Origin of the sequence: Yersinia rohdei ATCC 43380, assembly GCF_000173775.1 — a bacterium.
Classification (GTDB): Bacteria; Pseudomonadota; Gammaproteobacteria; order Enterobacterales; family Enterobacteriaceae; genus Yersinia; species Yersinia rohdei.
Map to the genome: position 1 here is coordinate 1 of NZ_ACCD01000033.1, position 18,667 is coordinate 18,667.

Below are 18,667 nucleotides of genomic sequence, written 5' to 3' on the forward strand. Positions count from 1 at the left end.
TCACCCGAATCACTTACTTGAGTAAGCTCATCGGGATGAATTTGCTGGCTGCCTACCCGCAACTCCAATTACTTTGGGCGTAATTTGGCTGCAATAGGGCGGGAGTATTAGTATTGCCAGTTCAGGTTAAAGCCGACGGTCACCGAGTCAGTTTTGAAACCATCGGGTTTCGACAAGGGTTTACCGGCAAACAGGTCATATTGGGTATGGAATACCTGGCCACGGACACCGACGACACTGCCCGCCAAGTGCTGACCCAGTAAATAAGGGTCGCTACGACCGCCGACTTCGCCATAATCCACGCCGACATACAGTTCATGCCCCGGTAGCGGGGTATACCAGCCGAAATCATTGCGCACTGTCCAGCCGCGGTCGGCATTGAGGGTGCGCTCACCATCAAACCCGCGCACCGTCCAGCGGCCACCAATAGAGAACTGATCCTGTGGCGTTAGCGGGGTATTGGAGGCCTGACGTTGGTATTGCAGGTTGTAATGGAAGTTTTGTTTTTGAATGACAAAAGGAATATCCAGCTGCGCATTCAACCGTAGAATTTTGCTCAGCGCGGTGGCCTCGCCAAAATATTCTTCCTGTGCGGGCATCGCGCCAAACCAGCGAGTGCCGCGCTGGTAACTGATACCCGCATCCAGTGTGGCTTGTGAGATAAAATGGCGATGTTGCAGCCCAACGCGCCAGGCTGAGGTGCGGCGGCGCTGTACTTCTACTTCAGTATCATTGATATAGTTTTTCGACGAGCGGGTCAGCACATCATAGGTGAGGGTGGTTTTCTGGCTGGCATTGCGGTGTAACAGGCGGCTGAGTTGCAGTGAGACATTTTCACTGTCTCCACGATAGCTGTAGTCGCCATTCAGGCCAGCGATGGTTTGGTGATAGTCATAACTGCTGGCGGTCAGCCCCAGAGTCCAATAACCGAACGGCAGCGAGTAATGGCCAGTCAGGTTATTGGTGCCTTTCTCTCCGCGACTTTTTAATGAGCCACCGGCAGAGACATAAAATAGGTCACTTAGGGATAACGGATTATCCAGAAATAAGGTCGCGCCGCCTTGATAGCGGCCAGTGCTGCGGGTGCCGGAGTCATCGAGAGAGGCCGCCAGCCGCCACATTTTGCTCTGCTGCCAGCGCAGGGCGATATCGGTTTCACCGGGCGCATCCCCTGGGATCAATTCCATACTGGCTTGTACCGTGGGAACCCGCTGTAAATTCTCCAGTCCTTGCTCAATATCACGTAAATCCAACAGGTTACCGGGGCGGGCGGGGAAGGCGCTGAACAACGTGACATGGTGGTCACTGTCTGGCGTCAACTTTACATCGCGAATTTTCCCAGGGACGATTTGCAGGGCTAATGTGCCGCTTTTTAAATCTTGTTGCGGGGCCAGAACACGGGTGGTGACATAGCCATGATCAATTAGACGATTTTGCAATTGGCTCATCAGCAGGTTAATCCCTTTACCGCCCAGACACTGGCCCTGAGCCTGGTCAGCAATGCGCTGGAGCGGTAACCAATGGGGTAATGGCGCATGCCCACTGAGTGTTATTTGATTAATAGTGAAGCAGGGGGTTTCTACCGGAAAGGTGATACGGCCCACAGACGCCGGTGGTGGAGATAAACGCACATCAGGTGTCGGTGGAGCCAGCTGTTCTTCCAGTGCCCGTTGCCGTTCCTGTTGATGAATAGTTTGCTGTTGAGTCGGTATTATTTCCGCGCTATAACTTACCGGTGAAATAACCAGTAGCGGAAATGATAAACCTATAATAAATCGAGAATAACCGGAACGCAGCACAGAACATATCCTTATATGCCCTGTAGGGGCAGATAATATTATAATAAAATTATTTTGGGCATTATGCCTGCGGTAAGGTTATTTTCAACATGTTTTTTAATTCTTATTAAAATATGGGAATAATACTTTTGTTTGTATGAAATATCGTACGGGAAGGGGTTTGTTGTGGGAAATATCTTATATTTATATTATTTTCCAAGTATTAAATAAAAGTAAGATGTTGATAATTATTGCCATAAGTAATATGCCCCTCACCGGAGGGGCGGAAAATATTAGAACTTAAGACGAAAGCCAATATTAGCTGTTATCGGTGTTTCAATTTTGGAACCATTGAGATAATCCACTTCAGCAAAAATGGAGGAGTTTCTGGCTACTCTGGCATCAATACCCACACCATATTTACCGACATTACCGGAAAAGTTATTATCGAAGCCAATACCATTAATTGCTACAGCATTGTTTTTTATAAACTCACGGGCAATAGCCAGTTTAATATAAGGTTTAACTGCTATTTGATTCAGGGTATAAGAGGCCGCCAATATTGTACCTAACTCAGCTTGCGCACTGTCCGCTTTCGCTACATCGGCGGTCATACCATTACTGAGAGTATAATTTACGCTACCAATACGTGAATAACTCACTTTGCCATAGGGTTCCAGTGCCAGATTAGAATAAACAGGCAGCTGGTAACCACTTTCGACCGAAGCGGTAAGCGCATTCTGGCTGTATTCCGTCTGTGCGTTTTGAACACTTAACTCATTATTAAAACGGTTAGCTTTCAATACGCTATCAATATAAAAGCCACTTTTATCCAGATAGGTCAGATACAGACCGCCGCTGTAACTGCGAATATCACCCTTTGTCTCGGCGCGGTGAGTGGCTTTGACATCAGATGAACTGTAGCCCGTAAATGCCCCAACCAGTACATTACCCCGGCTCAATCCCAGTTGCTTATCTGCCCCAATTTCCATACCACTTAAGGTATTCTTGAAAGCGGTATTTATATGGTCAGACAACCGGCTATCATCGGTAAGATAACGAGCCCAAACACCGACGCTGCCATCAATATCTGTTTTTAATTCCCCTTGACGTTGGCGCAATGTACTTAATTCCACGTTCAGAATATGCCGTGGTGCCGCCGCCATATTCAGCACCCCTTGTGCGGCAGAACTGAGTACTGGAGCGGCTATATCTTGTGTTATTCCGGGGAGGTCAGCGACATTGTTGGCCAAATACCAATCAGTGCTACCATTGGTTTCTTCGCTGTATAATCTGTATTGGTAGACACCTAAATCCACCACGCCGCCAGCATTCAGTAAACTGAATTGGGCATTACCACTATTCACATGCACTAATGCCAGGCTGCTGGCAGATTGCGGTTCTTTACCGCTGTCCTTGACTGTAATACCAAAGCGGCCGCTAGCCTGCTGAGAGACATTAATAAAATCCCCGGCATTGCTGGCAAGCTGGGTTGTCATGCCAAAATTACCCTGACCAGACAGATTTTCTATCTCCAGCCGGTTAAATTGCCCAGCGGAAGAATAGGACATCAAATTAATATCCCCCCCTTGCAGAGTTACATTATTGATTCGGGTAACCAGTACTGGCCCCATGGTTTCAGGGGCCGGGATCATGGAATTAGATATTCCTATCCATGAAGGGCCAATTTCGACCAGGCCCGCCACATTGAGGTTTTCAATCATCACATTGGCAGGCTGTACCGGGTTATGGGTGGTCACGTCGGTGGTATATAAATCATTATTGGTAATAAAAAGTTCCGCCCCCGCCGCGATATTGAGGTAGCCTTTAGACTGGCTATTGAGTCCCAGACTCATATGTCCGCCCGCATTAATCTGGCTATTTATCACGGTGCCCGCCATTTTAACCTCAAGCAACCCGCCCTGATTAACAACAGTGTCGGTCGCCAAAGCCCCCTCAACCTGCATCCAGCCAGCATAATCAACGGTCGTGTTATTGGCTGTGCCAGCACTGATGAGCTTATTGACAGTAATCCTGGATCTTGACATTACTCCATTAATATCACGGCCATAAACCCGCCCATTATTAATCACCCCACCGTCACGCACTGTCTGGTTGCCACTCGTGATAACTTCATTGTCGACGGTTATTCCCACAACATTCGGTGTATAAGCCAATACCTGAGCAGGTAAAGTGAATAAAGATAGACTGATAGCACCGGCCAATAATGTTTTGTCCATAAAACCTCAAGAATATTAAACGTAATGAAATGATGTAATATCGCTCATTGCCAAAAAAGATATACCGTCCTTGGAACGGTTTTAAAATTATGTTTATCAGTAGTGAGTTACATTGGGGATAAATACACAAGCACTTGGTTTACTAAGTATTAAGGGGGATATGCCTAAAGGTAATAATGCATATTTGTGTTTTATCCTGATAAAAATAGCACAGTTACTCTATGGGGTATAATAGGGCGAGAGCTGTTTTTGAGATATTGGTCGGCAAAAAAATAAACAGTGTTAATTATTAGCAAGAATAGTCTTATTATTTATTGAGACTATTCTTGAGTGGGTGGCACGTCTATTTGATCACAATAAGTGGGGTAATACAGAGGGTGGTAATTAATACTGTCAATATCTAGTGAAAACGGCAATGTTATAACCGAATAAGCGCGCTGTTTTCTTCATTCGACAAAACCGCTTTCCTGCAAGCTCAGTATTTATATTGATTCGATAATAAAGCCGCGCTGACAACTGATCCAGTTCAGCATTTAGGTTCGATTGTCTCGCTCTTATCTGGTATCCCAGTACTGGGTGAGAGTAACCGGCCGCTTGTATTCTGATAAGTATTGCCGGTCGGTGACAGCCATTATGGGCTTAGGATATTAAGTAACACTAATGCCAGTAGCACGTAGCTCAGCATTTTACTGTGGTTGTTGGCAGAGGATGGCAGAATATAACCAGAAATTAAGAAACCCCCAAATAGGGGGGTAACGGGTGTTAATGTAACTTGTTCTTAACTGCCACACTCAATATAAGTGGCGCTGTTAGTTTATTAGTTTTTTGCAGTCTGTCCTGCTGTGTTGGTGTTTTGGCCTTGGCTGATAGAATAGGTACCTTGATAGCTGTCATGGTCACCGATATTTGCCATTGAAACTGTTGGAGCTAAGATTGCTGCGATCAGTGCGAGTGCTGCGATGGTGGTTTTCATAATAAATTCTCTGTTGTTTGTTTATGTGAAAGCAGGTTGCTTTCGATAAGAGAAATGTTACTCCGATCACATAATTTGAATATCGAAGAGAATTGCTGATCTTGGTCAAAAAATATGAACAATATTCGCTATTAGTAAAAGATCTGAAATCGCCCGCCTGATTAGGCCATTACACTGATACGTGGCAGAATGTAAAAAAACAATGACAGCTATTTCACCTGAGATGACAAGTACCTAAATATGGATCGCTCCCGCTTATTGAAATTTCTCCTGCCTTACCTGTGGCCTAAAAATAACCTAAAACTACGTTATTACTTGATTGCTGCCGTCATATTTATGGTGGCATCTAAGGTCAGTACAACATTTGTCCCGCTCGCCTATAAGGCTATGGTTGACACATTAAGCAGCGATAGCGCCAAGATGATGGCGATTCCAATCGGATTTATTGTTGCTTATGGGGTAGCGAGAATTAGCGCCTCTTTATTTGAAGAGCTGCGCAACGTCATGTTTATACATATCAGCCAAAATGCAACTCGGTTGCTCGGCTTGCGCGTATTTAAACAATTGCATGAGCTTAGTTTGCGTTTTCATTTAGACCGACAAACGGGCGGATTATCTTTATCTATTGAGCGTGGAACACAAGCGGTAGCTACAGTTCTTTCGCGTTTGCTGTTTTCGATCTTCCCCATTTTATTTGAGATAACTTTAGTCTCTTTAATTATGTGGCACTTGTTAGATGGCTGGTTTGCACTAGCCATTCTGGTGACAGTGGCATGTTATATCCTGTTTACCGTAATAGCTGTGAGTTGGCGAATCCGTTTTCGGCGAGCGCTAAATCAAGCCAATGCGGATGCCAATACCAAATCTATCGACAGCTTGATAAATTATGAAACGGTAAAGTATTTTGGTAATGAGGAGTTTGAAGCACAGCGCTTCAATACCTCTCGGCAACTCTATGAATATGCAGCGATAAAAAATCAATTCAGTTTTACTGCACTAAGTCTGGGGCAAACAGCAATTATCTCTGTTGGGCTGGTTGTTATGATGGCTATGGCGGCGAAAGGGATCACGCAAGGTCATATGACCATCGGTGATTTTGTGTTGGTAAACGCCTATCTTCTCCAGTTGTATCAGCCGCTCAATTTCTTTGGGTTTATTTATTCAGAGATCCGGCAGGCATTAATTGATATGGAGAACATGCTCGACTTATTGATGGTTAAGAAAGAAATTACAGATTGTCCTGATGCTCCATCATTACATCTCACTCAAGGTGAAGTACATTTTGATTCAGTCAGTTTTGGTTATGATCCGCGTAGGCCTATTTTAAATAAAGTGAGCTTTACTATTCCTGCGGGTAAAACTGTGGCGGTAGTCGGTGCCTCGGGTGCCGGTAAATCGACACTTGCTCGTCTACTGTTTCGTTTTTACGATGTGACCGGTGGCGCGATTTATATTGATGGTCAGGATATCCGCAATGTAACTCAGTCGAGTCTGCGCGCAGCTATTGGTATTGTGCCGCAAGATACCGTGCTATTTAACGATACGCTGCGTTATAACATTGCCTATGGTAGAACTTCTTCCAGTTTTTCCGAGATAGAGCGCGCCGCAAAGCTTGCACATATTCATGATTTTATCATGAGCTTGCCCGACGGCTATGACACCAGGGTAGGGGAGCGAGGGCTTAAGTTATCCGGTGGCGAGAAACAGCGGGTAGCAATTGCACGTACTATTTTGAAGAACCCAGCCATTTTAGTTTTTGATGAGGCTACCAGTGCATTGGATACACATACTGAACGTGAAATTCAAGCACACCTGCGGGAAGTCAGCCGCGACCATACCACATTGGTAATTGCTCATCGTTTATCCACCATCATTGATGCTGATGAAATTCTCGTGATGGAAGCAGGTGAGATTGTTGAACGTGGCCGTCATGAGACATTATTATTGAGCAATGGCAGATATTCAGCCATGTGGAAAAATCAATATCATGAAGAAGAGCAACCCGTTGAGTGACGTGCTGCCCAAGCAGCTATTCAAAGGAATGCATCATAATAAAAGTGCATTCCTTACGCTGGTATTGGTTTATTTGCGGTACTAATTGTCTGAAGTGCGTTGTCGCGCAGTGGGTATCCAAAGCAGCTTGGTCTGGCCACTCCTCAATAAAAATAAAGTGGCCAGGATCTTTATGGTCGATAAATAAATCATAGGAAATACAAAGCGGTTCAAGTTTTGTTTGCGCCACTAACTCTTTATAAAGTGGCATAACATCACTGACATGCTCCGGTTTTATAAAATCTTGAGCAATAACTTTTAGCATAAATTTAGCTACCCTTAAGCTCCGGTAAAGTGATTGTAAGCAAATACCGCCAGCGCTATAGCTATCATAACTATTGTTATTTTTCTCATTTTGTCCGTTCTCGTTATATCGCTATCTTTTCCAATGTACAGGGTTATCACTGGCCTGAAACATGAAATCTATTAGGGATGTATGGTTAATGTTTGATTGGTTGCTAAAGAAGATAACGGAAAGTCAGCTAAAAAACACCGTCAGTAACAAAATATCTGTGAAGATCTAACTCTAATGAAATCAACAACAGACTTAAATTTGGGTTTTCCTGCAGTAATTAATCCTGTACAAGTTGATTTTTGTCGCTACTTTAAGATAATAACTTGTGTTATTGTTTTTATCGTGCTAAGCCGCATGAGGAGGTTAACATGTCAGCACTTGAGAAGCTTGTTTCAGTCTATTGCCATACCAGCCTGGACTTTGTGGCATCCACGGTTGCTTTTATGGAAAACCAAAAAAAGAAAATTAATGTTGATCAAATTGAAGCCAAACTGTCGCCGGATGAATGCAATTTCTTCCGGGATAGATTAGCTCATTATAGAGATATCTATCGGCCATTATAATTTGGTGGTTAGCGTATCAACATTATTAATTAAGTAAGCCGCCGAAGAGCGGCTTACTCTATCTTGATGTATTTCCATGTGAAAATACAAAATTAAAACAATTATCTTCAGGGCTTTTGGGTTGCAATAATCACACTTGATGCTTTAAATAACGCAGTGACTTCACTCCCTATCGATAAAGCCATTTCTTCCAGACTTTCATTGGTAATCACAGAGATAAGTGCCAGCCCATTTTTAGTAACTACTTGAACTGTAGAGTTTATTGCACCTTCTGTGATGGCATCTACTTTACCGATAAATTGGTTACGAGCAGAGAAATTCAAACCACAATCCAATGAGGCTAAAATAACCCAAGGCGCTTTTATCAACGCGATTGCGGGTTTACCGACTGCCAGCCCCAATGCTTTGCAGCTAGTTTTGGTAATAACAGTGGTGAGCTTTTCGCCACCGTTTAAAGATAGGACTACCTCATCATTGACCGAGCCTTCAACAATGGAATGTACTGTTCCAGCTAATTGATTTCGTGCGGAGATAGACATCTTATTCCCTCATGACTATGTCATATTGAATTAGAGTCAGCTAAGACACCGACTCGAAATGTTATTTGACCAAATACCCGCATCGGAGTACAGGCATGACTTATGTGGATCACATAATAAAAATGCACATGTGCAACTGGTCACAATATGCCTCTTATTTTTACTGACCGACTGCCTTTGTTGCTCATAAAACGTTCAAATCAGCTAAGATTAAAATAGGCAATTCACTGAAGGTGGGGCCTATATGTATCATAAAATTAATGGAAACGAATACCGACGAATCTTTGTTGTTGGTGATCTTCATGGCTGCTATAAAAAGCTGATGGATGTTTTAATTCGTGTGCAATTTGAGCGTTCTACTGATCTCGTTGTTTCTGTGGGAGATCTTGCTGATCGAGGTTCACAGAATATTGAATGCTATGAGCTGCTGAATGCATATTGGTTTCATGCTGTTCGTGGCAATCATGAACAAATGGCCATTGATGTGCTGGCTGGAGGGGAGTTTGATACGTGGATAGCCAACGGTGGACGGTGGTTTTTCTCACTAGATGAATGCAAAAAACGTCAGGTTGAACAGTTAATTAAGCTAGCGGAAAAGCTGCCGTTGGTCATTGAGGTCAATACTGATAACGGGAAATATGTTATCGCTCATGCCGATTACCCATCTGATGAATATGTATACGGAAAAACAGTTAATCAGCAATTAGTCTTATGGAATCGCAAACGTCTGAATGCGGCCATGAAGGGCGAAAGCCAGGAGATTACCGGAGCAGATAAATGTATTTTCGGTCATACGCCATTGGTAAGACCGTCGTTATTTAAGAATCAGCTTTATATCGACACCGGTGCGGTGTTTGGTAACAGGCTGACTCTGATTCAGATTCAATAATACAAATTATTCCTAACCCCTTTCAATATATAGGATTATGGATTGTTAGCATAACTTGACCAGTTTGCTCAAGTTATTGAATAATTTAAATTACTTTTATACATCTGTATGTGTTCAGAAGCCTATCTATCAAAACGAAATAAAGCGCGAAGTATACTTATTCAGTAATAGGATTCGAGATAACAAGACGGAAGCCGCGAATACTGATAACAGTAGCGTAAACCTCAGAGTAACATCTGATAAGTTATATGCGCTGGAAATAAAGTAGAAAATTCCATCATGTAGGATATAAACCCCGATCATCGATGGGCTGATATAGGCTAATAATTTTTTTATCCATTCATGTTTAGTGTCAAAATTATCAAATATCACAAATAAACATAAACTCAGTATTAAAACATGCAAGTTATCTAGAAAATAGCTAGCATTCACTGTTTTATACACATAAATCGACATAAAACTTTCGTAGTAATACATGGAAATTGCTGTTGGGAGAAGAAGTATTTTGGCTACTAAACGGACTCTCGGTATTTTTGTTATTTTTTGACAAACCTTTGAGTAGAGGAATCTACCGGCCATATAATAGAAAATCCAAGTCCATAGTCTAAAGTATTGAGGGAAATCAATTAGATATGGCCTTTCACTGAATGCACTGAAGAGGTCGATAGAAATGGAGAATATGACCAAACATGAGAGTGTTATCAGTGTTGTTCTGTTATTTTTTAACACCTTAGATATTATAGGGTTAATTAGGTAGATAATGGCAATGCTGAATAAAAGCCAACTTTGCAGGAAGTATCCCCGCTTGAAGCCATCTTCATTGATAAAGTAGAAGAGTACGTTCCAGAAGATAATAATACTTATTATTGATTTTAGTTTTCTTAAGATATCTTTTTGATCTATTTCATCATTTGAGTCTATGTAGCCAATGATCATAAAGAATAATGGGGTGGCGATAATGGATAAAAAATACAAAACACTCATTACTTCACCACCTAAAAAACACTGTTCAGTACAGGTTTTACTGGCAGAGTAAAAAGTAACGGCAGAAAAACAACTTAATGTTTTGAGGGCATGTAAACCGACATTTCTCATAGAGTTGTCTGACTTAGGAAAAGGTTAGATAAGACACGCAGTGTTATATGGCTTTGGGAGAGCATCTGAACTTTCCTATTAGGTTACTAATTATTATATATTTTTACATACAATCTCAATACTGTCACGTTCGGTACATTTAACGATGAATAAAGTATCAGGAAATATCTTGTAAATAAAAGGACGATTCCTACACTTTTTGGTAATGGCTTCCTATTTATCTCACTCTTTCCCTGTGGTCTACTTAAATGTAGGGTGGGAGCTCCGCTATCTTTATAATTATTAATACTTTTTTTATCATAAAGAGATATGAGTGAACAATTCATAGGGTGCTAAAGCACTAACGGGTGTGGCCAATATGATAAGTTGTATGATAGTTGATAACGATAAATATCAAACATTAGGTATGGTAGCTATCGTAAAAAAGATATTCAGATCCTTAGGGGTTAACAAAGAGATTAAATTCTATCGGAAAGCTTTTTATTCTGCCAATGTCATTTTTATTGGAGTCGATGAGTTCAGTTTCTTTGACGCGCTAAAACGTCTTGATAAAACACCTCCAGAAGCCGATGTTTTCTTGATTTGCGATGCCAGACTAAATAGCTTTTTACAGGGCATACCTCGATTCAGTAATGTGACCATGATTTTCAGAGAAGATTCTGTCGATACCGCCACGAACAAGATTACTTCGGTGCTTAAACGCAAGCTCCGTGGGCTTAAAGATAATTTAGCCGAGTGTAAAGCCGCTAAGATATTGAGCCAGGAATCATCTGAGCGGCAGTATTTAACGCCAAATGAAAATATTGTGCTGAAGTTATTTAATGAAGGTTTTTCGGGCGGTGATATTGCCAAAATTTTGAAAAAAAGTGAAAAGACAGTGAGTGGGCAAAAACGCTCAGCTATGAAAAAATTGGGTGCCAGAACGGATGTTGAGTTAATTAAAATGTTTATGTTCAGATAGTTAATATAAAAAATGAACTGGATTTTTTGGTTACTTTTTTCGTCTACACCAGAGAATATCAAAGGGATTTTTTGTGCTAGCGGGCAGGGATGCTAGCAATCAACACTGCGGGGAAGAGGCCCGGACAGCCCCAAGTTTATCTGGGGCTGTTTATTGGCAGCGATATCAAATAGCTTCAGTAACAACAGAATTAGTATTAAATGCTTTTTAGCTTCGCTAATGTGCTGTCGATATCAACTTCATGATCAGAAAATGTGTAAGTGACATTTTGGAATGTGGTAATTGACAACATTCTCAATGGCACAGTTTTCTCTGAAATATCTTCTTCCTGTGGTCGGATTTTATTCATCAGTAAATTTACTGAGAGTACCGTATTGGCTTTATCAACTTCAGCCTGTGCAGGAACTTCTTTAGTAAAGGTATTAAATGATTTGATGCTAGTGAGTTTGATTCTCTCATTGGCAATGAATATATACTTGCTCTCAATTGCCACTTTCACCGCAAAAGCTGATAACCCTTTAGTATTGGTTGTTGGTTCGAAGGTAACTTCCGCACCTTTTTTGATCATCTCGGGATTAGCAACTTTAATAACGTGAAAATAACGGTTATCTCCGTTCTCATCGGTGATAAAACCAAAGCCTTTATCTTCAAAAAAAGTTGTTATTCTACCGTTCATCATGCATCTCATATTTGCGTATCCAATAGATAAGTATAATACAGGGGAATCGCTTGCAGATACAGTCTGGCGGTTTTGTGACGTTTTTTCGCCACAGTATCGCTGGGGGGTAAAACGAGAAAACATGGGTTTATGTGCTATAAATTGAGCGGTAAAGGTGGGTTTTTCACTTTTTCTCTATTTTTTGTGATCTCTGCCGTGGACAAAAAACGGTTCTATTGCTGTACTGTATCTGACACACATTTTGTGTCCAACATTCACGTAAAGGTAAGTTTGATGTCTAAGATTAAAGGTAGCGTTAAGTGGTTCAATGAAGCTAAAGGCTTTGGTTTCATCACCCCTGAAGATGGCAGTAAGGACGTTTTCGTTCATTTCTCAGCCATCGCTAGCAATGGTTTCAAAACGCTTGCTGAAGGCCAGCGTGTAGAGTTTGAAATCACGAGCGGTGCCAAAGGGCCATCTGCTGCTAATGTTATCGCTATCTAAGTAGCCCATATTTCTTAAAACCCGCCTAATGGGCGGGTTTTTTATTGCTAGCATTGAATTAGCGCCAGAAAGAATGTGGGCTAAAAGAGATATGTTTTTAAGAAAGTGAGAGTGATAAGCAGGCAAAAAAACACTGTCAGCCACTCGATTCGGGTCTTAGGTAAACTAAACATCGAGCCTTTTTCGTGCATCAGTCACCCCAATGGTTCACTGTTCTCTGCTAAATAATTATCCGTCGCGAAGATTAAGAAAACATTAAGGCGCGGCAATCAGTGTGTAGCAATCAGTGTGTGGCAAAATAATTGACCAACACAAAAGCTAGCATCGTCATCGCGAGTGACCCCGCCAGATTAATTAGGACAGTTCCAGCAGCCCATGCCAATTTCCCATCCTGAATTAAATAGACGACCTCAACTGAGAAAGTCGAAAATGTGGTCAAACCGCCACAGAACCCGGTAGTTATCAGTAATTTCCAAACAGGATCAATATGCGTAATACGGGTAAATAGTGCTAAGGTTAGACCGATAATAAAAGCACCCGTCAGGTTTACAATAAGTGTTCCTATCGGAATATTACTTGAAAGGGGGTTTAGTTTTATACTGAGTAGCCAGCGAGCCACGCTACCCATTCCTCCCCCAATAAATACTGCAAACAATGTATTAAACATAAATACCTTTCTTATGGTTACCCGCGATGCGAGTACCTGGTTGCCGTTTCTCTGCATATTGAAACTATTTAATATTTAACTCGCTAATTCAATACGATTACGGCCATTATCTTTTGCCAAATAGAGTGCTGAGTCTGCGGCTTTTAACCACTGTTGATAGTTAATCATGTCGTGCCGGTAGTCGGCAATACCTGCGCTAACTCTGAGTTGCAGGAGGGGGGCTTGGGTAAACACTAAACCGGCCAGTTTTTCCTGGATTCTGACTAATACTTCACGTGTTTGTTCAGCTGTTGTGTTGGGTAAAATAGCACCAAACTCATCGCCGCCATAACGGCCCACAATATCAATAGCACGTAACCCCAGCAATAATTCTTCGGCAAGCACCGTAATGGCCTCATCGCCCACCGCATGGCCAAAGGTATCATTAATAGATTTGAAGTTATCAATATCGAGTAGAATCAGTGTGGCTCCGTGCTGATAGCGCCGACAACTATCAAATTGATTATGTAATTGATGCTCCCAATGCCTGCGGTTATACAATCCGGTTAATCCATCTCTTACGCTAATACGTAATAGCTCTTCTTTGTTTTCGGCCAGACGTCTGGCAGTCCTATAGGTGACTAATCCGAGCAGGGAAGGATAGATGACTATCATGGGGAGGCAGGCATAGACTTGGAGCGATGAGGTTTCGGGTTTAAAGGGTAAATTAAATATCCATGCGGTCAGTAAACTACAGGCGATTTGTAATGCCAGGCCTTTATAAAAAACGGTTTTTCCACCAGATGCAATATTGTTCATGCTCATCATGGAGAGAATAACGACGGAGGGCAGGGCATTAAATGACATTATTGCGACCCAAACACCACCCAGTGCTGAGTCTATTTTCATATTTGTTATTTCTTGATCAAAGGGCTGTTCAGAACGTAGAGCGAGAAGATAGGCTATATGTGGCCAAGCTAGCCCATTGATGACCAGCATCAACCATAGCCATATCTCAGCATTCTGTGCGTAGAGCACGGAGCCAACACACAAAACACCAATACCTAAGCCAAATATTCGCGGTAAATACGTCCTTTTAGCAAAACTTAATCCAGCTCGGCGGGTATTTATCCTAATTGAATAAGGCAATTGGCGACTCCCTCATTTTTATGATTTGGGGGGATGTTAACGGCAATGTCTCATCCGGAGTGACTCAAAACTAAGTCAAGGCAGTCTCTTAAGTAAATCATAGTTCACTAACTAAATCTGTTACATATTACTGTTGTTTTATTCGATAATTTATTCGTAAATAGCGCATTATTTAATAAACAGTGCTAACCAAGAAGGTGAGTATGGAAGGTATCAGTATTACCAAATTACTGGTTGTCGGCATATTGATTGTGTTGTTGTTCGGTACCAGCAAATTACGCACGTTAGGTGCAGATTTAGGCGCTGCGCTGAAAGGTTTCAAAAAAGCTATGGGTAATGATGATGTGCCCCCAGCGAGTACCACCGCTGAATCTAAAGCGATACCGCCTATCGAGCATAAAGACTGATAAAAAAATGGATCTTCAATGAAGATCCATTTTTGTCTGCTGTGGGTTGAAATGTAATAAATTATTTCAGCCGGTTCGGCCTGAACACCCGTCCAGGCTTAGCTTCTTTATTTTACTTCTAACCCTTTTGCTTGCAGATCAGCATGATAAGAGGAGCGCACAAACGGGCCGCAAGCTGCATGGGTAAAGCCCATCGCCATGGCTTCTGCTTTCATCTCGTCAAACTCCGCCGGGCTGACATAACGCTGTACCGGTAAATGGTGGCGGCTAGGCTGCAAATATTGCCCTAGCGTCAACATAGTGACTCCGTGACGGCGTAAATCGCGCATTACTTCTACGATTTCGGCATTTGTCTCACCCAAACCGACCATTAAACCAGATTTAGTTGGGATCTCTGGGTGAGCTTCTTTAAAGCGCTCTAATAATTTCAGCGACCATTCATAGTTAGCCCCTGGACGAACCTGGCGATATACCCGAGGAACGTTTTCCAGATTGTGGTTAAACACATCTGGTGGCGTTACAGTCAAGATATCTAACGCGCGATCCATACGGCCACGGAAATCGGGCACCAGTGTTTCAATCTTAATCGTTGGATTTTTGGCACGAATAGCCGCGATGCAATCTGCAAAGTGCTGGGCACCGCCATCGCGCAGGTCATCACGGTCAACAGAGGTGATAACCACGTAGCGCAGCCCCATATCTTTAATGGTCTGAGCCAGTTTCTCTGGTTCATTGGCATCCGGTGTTACCGGGCGGCCATGGGCCACGTCGCAGAATGGGCAACGGCGAGTACAAATTGCGCCGAGGATCATAAAGGTCGCGGTACCGTGGTTAAAGCACTCCGACAGGTTAGGGCAAGATGCCTCTTCGCAAACCGAGTGCAGACCGTTTTTACGCATTGCTGCTTTAATACCCTGAATACGGCTGGAGTCAGCGGGGAGCTTGATTTTCATCCATTCGGGTTTACGTAGTAGCTCCTGGCGTTCAGTAACCACGGTTTTAATCGGGATTAACGCCATTTTATCTGCGTCGCGGTATTTGACGCCGCGTTCCATCTGAATCGGTTTGCTCATAATCTTGCTGGTTCCAGTTCTGAATCTCTCAATTTGAGATTTTTCATTAAATTCAACGGGATGTGGCGTTCGTTAAAAAATATTTGAAAATTGTTTAAAAATTATATCATCTTTAGCCCACCCCATTCAGCCCTAATTATTTTGTGTATACTGAAAGTGGTGCATTATTAGTGGCTTAAGTTGGGTAATTTACACTCGGTCAGATGAGACATAATCAGCCAGTGACCAAGGCTGTGATTCTACCTCGGGATAACCTAACTGACGGGTGAATTCGTGCACTAATACCGGTTGGATATCCGCAACAGTGACTCCGGCAGTTAGCGCACTGACTTGGGTCATTTGCATGCCGGCATATCCACAAGGATTAATCCGCTGAAAGGGCTCAAGATCCATATTAATGTTTAATGCCAGACCATGAAACGAACAACCCCGACGAATGCGTAATCCTAACGAACATATCTTCTGTTGGCCGACATATACCCCCGGTGCATCCGGGCGAGCTTGTGACTCAATATCAAAATGGGCCAGTGTTTGTATCACGGTATTCTCAATCGCGGTGACTAATTGGCGCACACCTACTTTGGCACGTTTGAGGTCAATCATGACATACATAACTTGCTGACCTGGGCCGTGGTAGGTGACCTGACCCCCGCGATCACTTTGAATAACCGGTATGTTACCGGGCATGAGAACATGTTCGGCTTTCCCCGCCTGACCCTGAGTAAAAACGTGCTGATGTTCAACCAGCCAGATTTCATCTGCACTGGACTCAGTGCGAAACTCAGTGAAATTATGCATGGCTTGAGATACAGGGACATAGGGTTGTAACCCGAGCTGGCGTAAAATTAACTTATGTTGTTGCAAGCGAGGCATCTTCTGGTTACAGAAAGGTTGGCGTCAGTATACCAGTCCAGCAGTATGGGGCTAGTATTTTGATATTTTAAAAATAGATTTGGCTTTTTAAAATAAGCTTAATGGCACAGGATTGTGGGGTGAAAGACAAAAATAAGGCCCGGAGAGAATAATCTGTCCAGGCCATTATGGGGCGGTTTTGAATCAATGGGATGTTTTACCTATGGGCTATTTAATAAAAAACCTAAAGTAAAATGAGCTGAATTACAGCACCATCCGCACCAGTTCTAAATTACCCAACTCTTCATACAGTGTTTCAACCTGATCAATATGGGTTGCTGTAATCGTGATGGAAACAGAGTGATAATTGCCTTTGCTGCTCGGTTTTACTTGCGGGGTATAATCACCCGGAGCATGGCGCTGTACCACTTCAACCACCTGGTTAACTAGTTGAGGTTCAGCAATGCCCATTACCTTGTAGGTAAAAGAGCAAGGGAACTCAAGCAGTTCGTTCAGTTTAGTTTTCATGTTCGCTCCTGGGTTGTCGCCGGAAGAATCAGTATGAAGTATATCCGACTCTCAAATTATAACTCCCGCAGTGCGGGAGTTTCACATTATTTTTAATATGGGGTCGGTTTGCTGATTTTCAAGTCAGGACATTAACCGAACCAGCGGTGGAACATCAACTTGATGTAGTCCACCATGCGGCCAAAGATACCGCCTTCTTTTACTTCGTTCATCACCACTAGTGGGCGTTGGTCGATAGTTTTGCCATCCAATTGGAAGTTAATCATCCCGACTACCTGATTTTTCGCCAATGGGGCATGAATTTCAGGTGTGTTCAGGGTGTAGCTGGCTTTCAAGTCTTTCATTCGGCCACGTGGAATTGTCAGGTAAACGTCTTTATCAACCCCTAGCTGAACACGGTCACTATCACCGAACCAGACAGGTTCTGAAGCAAATTCTTTACCCACTTTCAGCGGTGCGACAGTTTCAAAGAAACGGAAACCCCATGTCAGCAGTTTTTTGCTTTCGGTTTCACGCCCTTTATAGGTGTGGCCGCCGAGCACCGTTGAAATCAAACGCATCTGCCCATCAGTTGCTGAAGCAACCAGATTATAGCCAGCAGCATCGGTATGACCGGTTTTGATGCCATCGACATTCAGACTGGTATCCCACAGTAAACCATTGCGGTTCGTCTGGCGGATATTATTGAATGTAAACTCTTTTTCTTTATAAATTGCGTATTCATCTGGCACATCACGGATAAGGGCTTGACCAATCAGAGCCATATCCCGTGCCGAACTGAACTGCCCATCAGCATCTAAGCCGTGAACTGTTTTGAAATGGGTGTTTTTCAAGCCCAAAGCATTAACGTAGTTATTCATCAGGTTAACGAATGAATCTTGGCTGCCTGCGACGTAATCGGCCATAGCAACACAAGCATCGTTACCCGATTGCAGGTTGATACCACGGGTCAGTTTAGACACTGGCACCCGGTCGCCGGGTTTCAGGAACATCAAGGATGAACCCCTGAACTCCGGGTTGCCGGTTGCCCAAGCATCTTTACCCACGGTAACCATATCTTCCGGCCCGATTTTACCTGCTTTGATAGCCTGCCCAATAACATAGCTGGTCATCATTTTAGTCAGGCTGGCGGGGTTACGCCGCGTATCCGCATTCATTTCTGCCAATACTTTACCGGAGTTGTAATCAATCAGAACATAGGCTTCCGCGTCGATTTGTGGCACGCCGGGGATCATGGTTTTCAGATTGACGTCATCAGCGTTTGCAGCAGAGGCTGCGCTCATAACAATAACAGTGCCGAGCGCCAGGCTCTTGATAATGCGAGAAGTAGTTACATATTTCATGATCAGGACAACAACATCCGTGGAAGTAAGTTAAGAACATGCCACATTATAACATACCCTTGTCATTGGCATCGCAGGTTAGGGGGCACCCCTCCCGACAAAACTGATGATTTTGGGTATCT

At 43.0% G+C, this 18,667-nt stretch carries 19 protein-coding genes; 6 read left to right on the forward strand and 13 right to left on the reverse strand.

The genetic code is table 11. The features are described from left to right. Nucleotides 1-107: 107 nt before the first annotated feature. The 3 genes from YROHD0001_RS02575 to YROHD0001_RS20595 all read right to left on the reverse strand — a co-directional run bounded on the left by YROHD0001_RS02575 (nt 108) and on the right by YROHD0001_RS20595 (nt 4,991). The gene (locus YROHD0001_RS02575) at nt 108-1,796 is read right to left on the reverse strand and encodes a ShlB/FhaC/HecB family hemolysin secretion/activation protein (protein WP_407703709.1); all 1,689 of its coding nucleotides are present in this window, start codon (nt 1,794-1,796) and stop codon (nt 108-110) included. 275 nt (nt 1,797-2,071) lie between these two features. Next, complete coding sequence (locus tag YROHD0001_RS02570; RefSeq protein ID WP_004716288.1) at nt 2,072-4,018, reverse strand: autotransporter outer membrane beta-barrel domain-containing protein; 1,947 nt, start codon at nt 4,016-4,018, stop codon at nt 2,072-2,074. Between the two features lie 817 nt (nt 4,019-4,835). Next, on the reverse strand, nt 4,836-4,991 hold the full coding sequence (locus tag YROHD0001_RS20595) for a hypothetical protein (RefSeq protein WP_004716290.1): 156 nt from the start codon (nt 4,989-4,991) through the stop codon (nt 4,836-4,838). 240 nt (nt 4,992-5,231) lie between these two features. Between YROHD0001_RS20595 and YROHD0001_RS02565 the strand changes: the two genes are divergently transcribed. Further along, nucleotides 5,232-7,004, forward strand: a complete 1,773-nt coding sequence (locus tag YROHD0001_RS02565; RefSeq protein ID WP_004716291.1) for an ABCB family ABC transporter ATP-binding protein/permease — start codon at nt 5,232-5,234, stop codon at nt 7,002-7,004. A 16-nt stretch (nt 7,005-7,020) separates the two neighbouring features. Here YROHD0001_RS02565 and YROHD0001_RS02560 read toward each other — a convergent pair whose 3' ends face one another. Beyond that, the gene (locus YROHD0001_RS02560) at nt 7,021-7,308 is read right to left on the reverse strand and encodes a putative quinol monooxygenase (RefSeq protein ID WP_004716292.1); all 288 of its coding nucleotides are present in this window, start codon (nt 7,306-7,308) and stop codon (nt 7,021-7,023) included. A 398-nt stretch (nt 7,309-7,706) separates the two neighbouring features. Between YROHD0001_RS02560 and YROHD0001_RS02555 the strand changes: the two genes are divergently transcribed. Next, nucleotides 7,707-7,901, forward strand: a complete 195-nt coding sequence (locus YROHD0001_RS02555) for a glycogen synthase (RefSeq protein WP_004716294.1) — start codon at nt 7,707-7,709, stop codon at nt 7,899-7,901. A gap of 107 nt (nt 7,902-8,008) precedes the next feature. Here the strand turns inward: YROHD0001_RS02555 and YROHD0001_RS02550 are convergent, their stop codons facing one another. Further along, a complete protein-coding gene (locus tag YROHD0001_RS02550) occupies nt 8,009-8,440 on the reverse strand; it encodes a TOBE domain-containing protein (RefSeq protein ID WP_004716295.1) in 432 nt (143 codons plus the stop codon). A 244-nt stretch (nt 8,441-8,684) separates the two neighbouring features. On the opposite strand from YROHD0001_RS02550, the gene YROHD0001_RS02545 reads away from it, so the two are divergent. After that, on the forward strand, nt 8,685-9,329 hold the full coding sequence (locus YROHD0001_RS02545; RefSeq protein WP_004716296.1) for a metallophosphoesterase: 645 nt from the start codon (nt 8,685-8,687) through the stop codon (nt 9,327-9,329). A 129-nt stretch (nt 9,330-9,458) separates the two neighbouring features. On the opposite strand, the gene YROHD0001_RS02540 is transcribed toward YROHD0001_RS02545, so the two are convergent. Next, nucleotides 9,459-10,424, reverse strand: coding sequence for an acyltransferase family protein (locus YROHD0001_RS02540; RefSeq protein WP_004716297.1), 966 nt, complete (start codon nt 10,422-10,424; stop codon nt 9,459-9,461). Nucleotides 10,425-10,794: 370 nt separating this feature from the next. On the opposite strand from YROHD0001_RS02540, the gene YROHD0001_RS02535 reads away from it, so the two are divergent. Continuing rightward, nucleotides 10,795-11,385, forward strand: a complete 591-nt coding sequence (locus YROHD0001_RS02535) for a helix-turn-helix transcriptional regulator (protein WP_004716298.1) — start codon at nt 10,795-10,797, stop codon at nt 11,383-11,385. Between the two features lie 196 nt (nt 11,386-11,581). Here the strand turns inward: YROHD0001_RS02535 and YROHD0001_RS02530 are convergent, their stop codons facing one another. Next, nucleotides 11,582-12,061, reverse strand: a complete 480-nt coding sequence (locus YROHD0001_RS02530) for a cold-shock protein (protein WP_032818000.1) — start codon at nt 12,059-12,061, stop codon at nt 11,582-11,584. 276 nt (nt 12,062-12,337) lie between these two features. Here YROHD0001_RS02530 and cspE point away from each other — a divergent pair, with 276 nt between their 5' ends. Beyond that, nucleotides 12,338-12,547, forward strand: coding sequence for a transcription antiterminator/RNA stability regulator CspE (gene cspE / locus YROHD0001_RS02525; RefSeq protein WP_004716300.1), 210 nt, complete (start codon nt 12,338-12,340; stop codon nt 12,545-12,547). A gap of 283 nt (nt 12,548-12,830) precedes the next feature. Here cspE and crcB read toward each other — a convergent pair whose 3' ends face one another. Both crcB and YROHD0001_RS02515 read right to left on the reverse strand, forming a co-directional pair. Then, nucleotides 12,831-13,214, reverse strand: coding sequence for a fluoride efflux transporter CrcB (crcB, locus tag YROHD0001_RS02520; protein WP_004716301.1), 384 nt, complete (start codon nt 13,212-13,214; stop codon nt 12,831-12,833). 75 nt (nt 13,215-13,289) lie between these two features. Continuing rightward, a complete protein-coding gene (locus YROHD0001_RS02515) occupies nt 13,290-14,342 on the reverse strand; it encodes a diguanylate cyclase (RefSeq protein WP_004716302.1) in 1,053 nt (350 codons plus the stop codon). A 203-nt stretch (nt 14,343-14,545) separates the two neighbouring features. Between YROHD0001_RS02515 and tatA the strand changes: the two genes are divergently transcribed. Beyond that, on the forward strand, nt 14,546-14,749 hold the full coding sequence (gene tatA, locus YROHD0001_RS02510; RefSeq protein WP_004716303.1) for a Sec-independent protein translocase subunit TatA: 204 nt from the start codon (nt 14,546-14,548) through the stop codon (nt 14,747-14,749). A gap of 107 nt (nt 14,750-14,856) precedes the next feature. On the opposite strand, the gene lipA is transcribed toward tatA, so the two are convergent. The 4 genes from lipA to dacA all read right to left on the reverse strand — a co-directional run bounded on the left by lipA (nt 14,857) and on the right by dacA (nt 18,545). Then, nucleotides 14,857-15,822: a lipoyl synthase gene (lipA, locus tag YROHD0001_RS02505; protein WP_004716304.1), complete on the reverse strand. Its 966-nt coding sequence runs from the start codon at nt 15,820-15,822 to the stop codon at nt 14,857-14,859. 189 nt (nt 15,823-16,011) lie between these two features. Beyond that, complete coding sequence (lipB, locus tag YROHD0001_RS02500) at nt 16,012-16,695, reverse strand: lipoyl(octanoyl) transferase LipB (protein WP_004716305.1); 684 nt, start codon at nt 16,693-16,695, stop codon at nt 16,012-16,014. Between the two features lie 243 nt (nt 16,696-16,938). Next, nucleotides 16,939-17,202 (reverse strand): DUF493 family protein YbeD, encoded by a 264-nt coding sequence (gene ybeD / locus YROHD0001_RS0118605; protein WP_032818005.1) that lies wholly within the window; start codon nt 17,200-17,202, stop codon nt 16,939-16,941. 131 nt (nt 17,203-17,333) lie between these two features. Continuing rightward, complete coding sequence (gene dacA / locus YROHD0001_RS02495; protein WP_032818008.1) at nt 17,334-18,545, reverse strand: D-alanyl-D-alanine carboxypeptidase DacA; 1,212 nt, start codon at nt 18,543-18,545, stop codon at nt 17,334-17,336. Between the last annotated feature and the right edge of the window lie 122 nt (nt 18,546-18,667).

Bases quoted from the DNA above. Each gene is read 5' to 3' on its own strand.
- YROHD0001_RS02570 (WP_004716288.1), bottom strand. From the start codon at position 4,018: ATGGACAAAACATTATTGGCCGGTGCTATCAGTCTATCTTTATTCACT.
- YROHD0001_RS20595 (WP_004716290.1), bottom strand. From the start codon at position 4,991: ATGAAAACCACCATCGCAGCACTCGCACTGATCGCAGCAATCTTAGCT.
- YROHD0001_RS02565 (WP_004716291.1), top strand. From the start codon at position 5,232: ATGGATCGCTCCCGCTTATTGAAATTTCTCCTGCCTTACCTGTGGCCT.
- YROHD0001_RS02560 (WP_004716292.1), bottom strand. From the start codon at position 7,308: ATGCTAAAAGTTATTGCTCAAGATTTTATAAAACCGGAGCATGTCAGT.
- YROHD0001_RS02555 (WP_004716294.1), top strand. From the start codon at position 7,707: ATGTCAGCACTTGAGAAGCTTGTTTCAGTCTATTGCCATACCAGCCTG.
- YROHD0001_RS02550 (WP_004716295.1), bottom strand. From the start codon at position 8,440: ATGTCTATCTCCGCACGAAATCAATTAGCTGGAACAGTACATTCCATT.
- YROHD0001_RS02545 (WP_004716296.1), top strand. From the start codon at position 8,685: ATGTATCATAAAATTAATGGAAACGAATACCGACGAATCTTTGTTGTT.
- YROHD0001_RS02540 (WP_004716297.1), bottom strand. From the start codon at position 10,424: ATGAGAAATGTCGGTTTACATGCCCTCAAAACATTAAGTTGTTTTTCT.
- YROHD0001_RS02535 (WP_004716298.1), top strand. From the start codon at position 10,795: ATGATAGTTGATAACGATAAATATCAAACATTAGGTATGGTAGCTATC.
- YROHD0001_RS02530 (WP_032818000.1), bottom strand. From the start codon at position 12,061: ATGAACGGTAGAATAACAACTTTTTTTGAAGATAAAGGCTTTGGTTTT.
- cspE (WP_004716300.1), top strand. From the start codon at position 12,338: ATGTCTAAGATTAAAGGTAGCGTTAAGTGGTTCAATGAAGCTAAAGGC.
- crcB (WP_004716301.1), bottom strand. From the start codon at position 13,214: ATGTTTAATACATTGTTTGCAGTATTTATTGGGGGAGGAATGGGTAGC.
- tatA (WP_004716303.1), top strand. From the start codon at position 14,546: ATGGAAGGTATCAGTATTACCAAATTACTGGTTGTCGGCATATTGATT.
- lipA (WP_004716304.1), bottom strand. From the start codon at position 15,822: ATGAGCAAACCGATTCAGATGGAACGCGGCGTCAAATACCGCGACGCA.
- lipB (WP_004716305.1), bottom strand. From the start codon at position 16,695: ATGCCTCGCTTGCAACAACATAAGTTAATTTTACGCCAGCTCGGGTTA.
- ybeD (WP_032818005.1), bottom strand. From the start codon at position 17,202: ATGAAAACTAAACTGAACGAACTGCTTGAGTTCCCTTGCTCTTTTACC.
- dacA (WP_032818008.1), bottom strand. From the start codon at position 18,545: ATGAAATATGTAACTACTTCTCGCATTATCAAGAGCCTGGCGCTCGGC.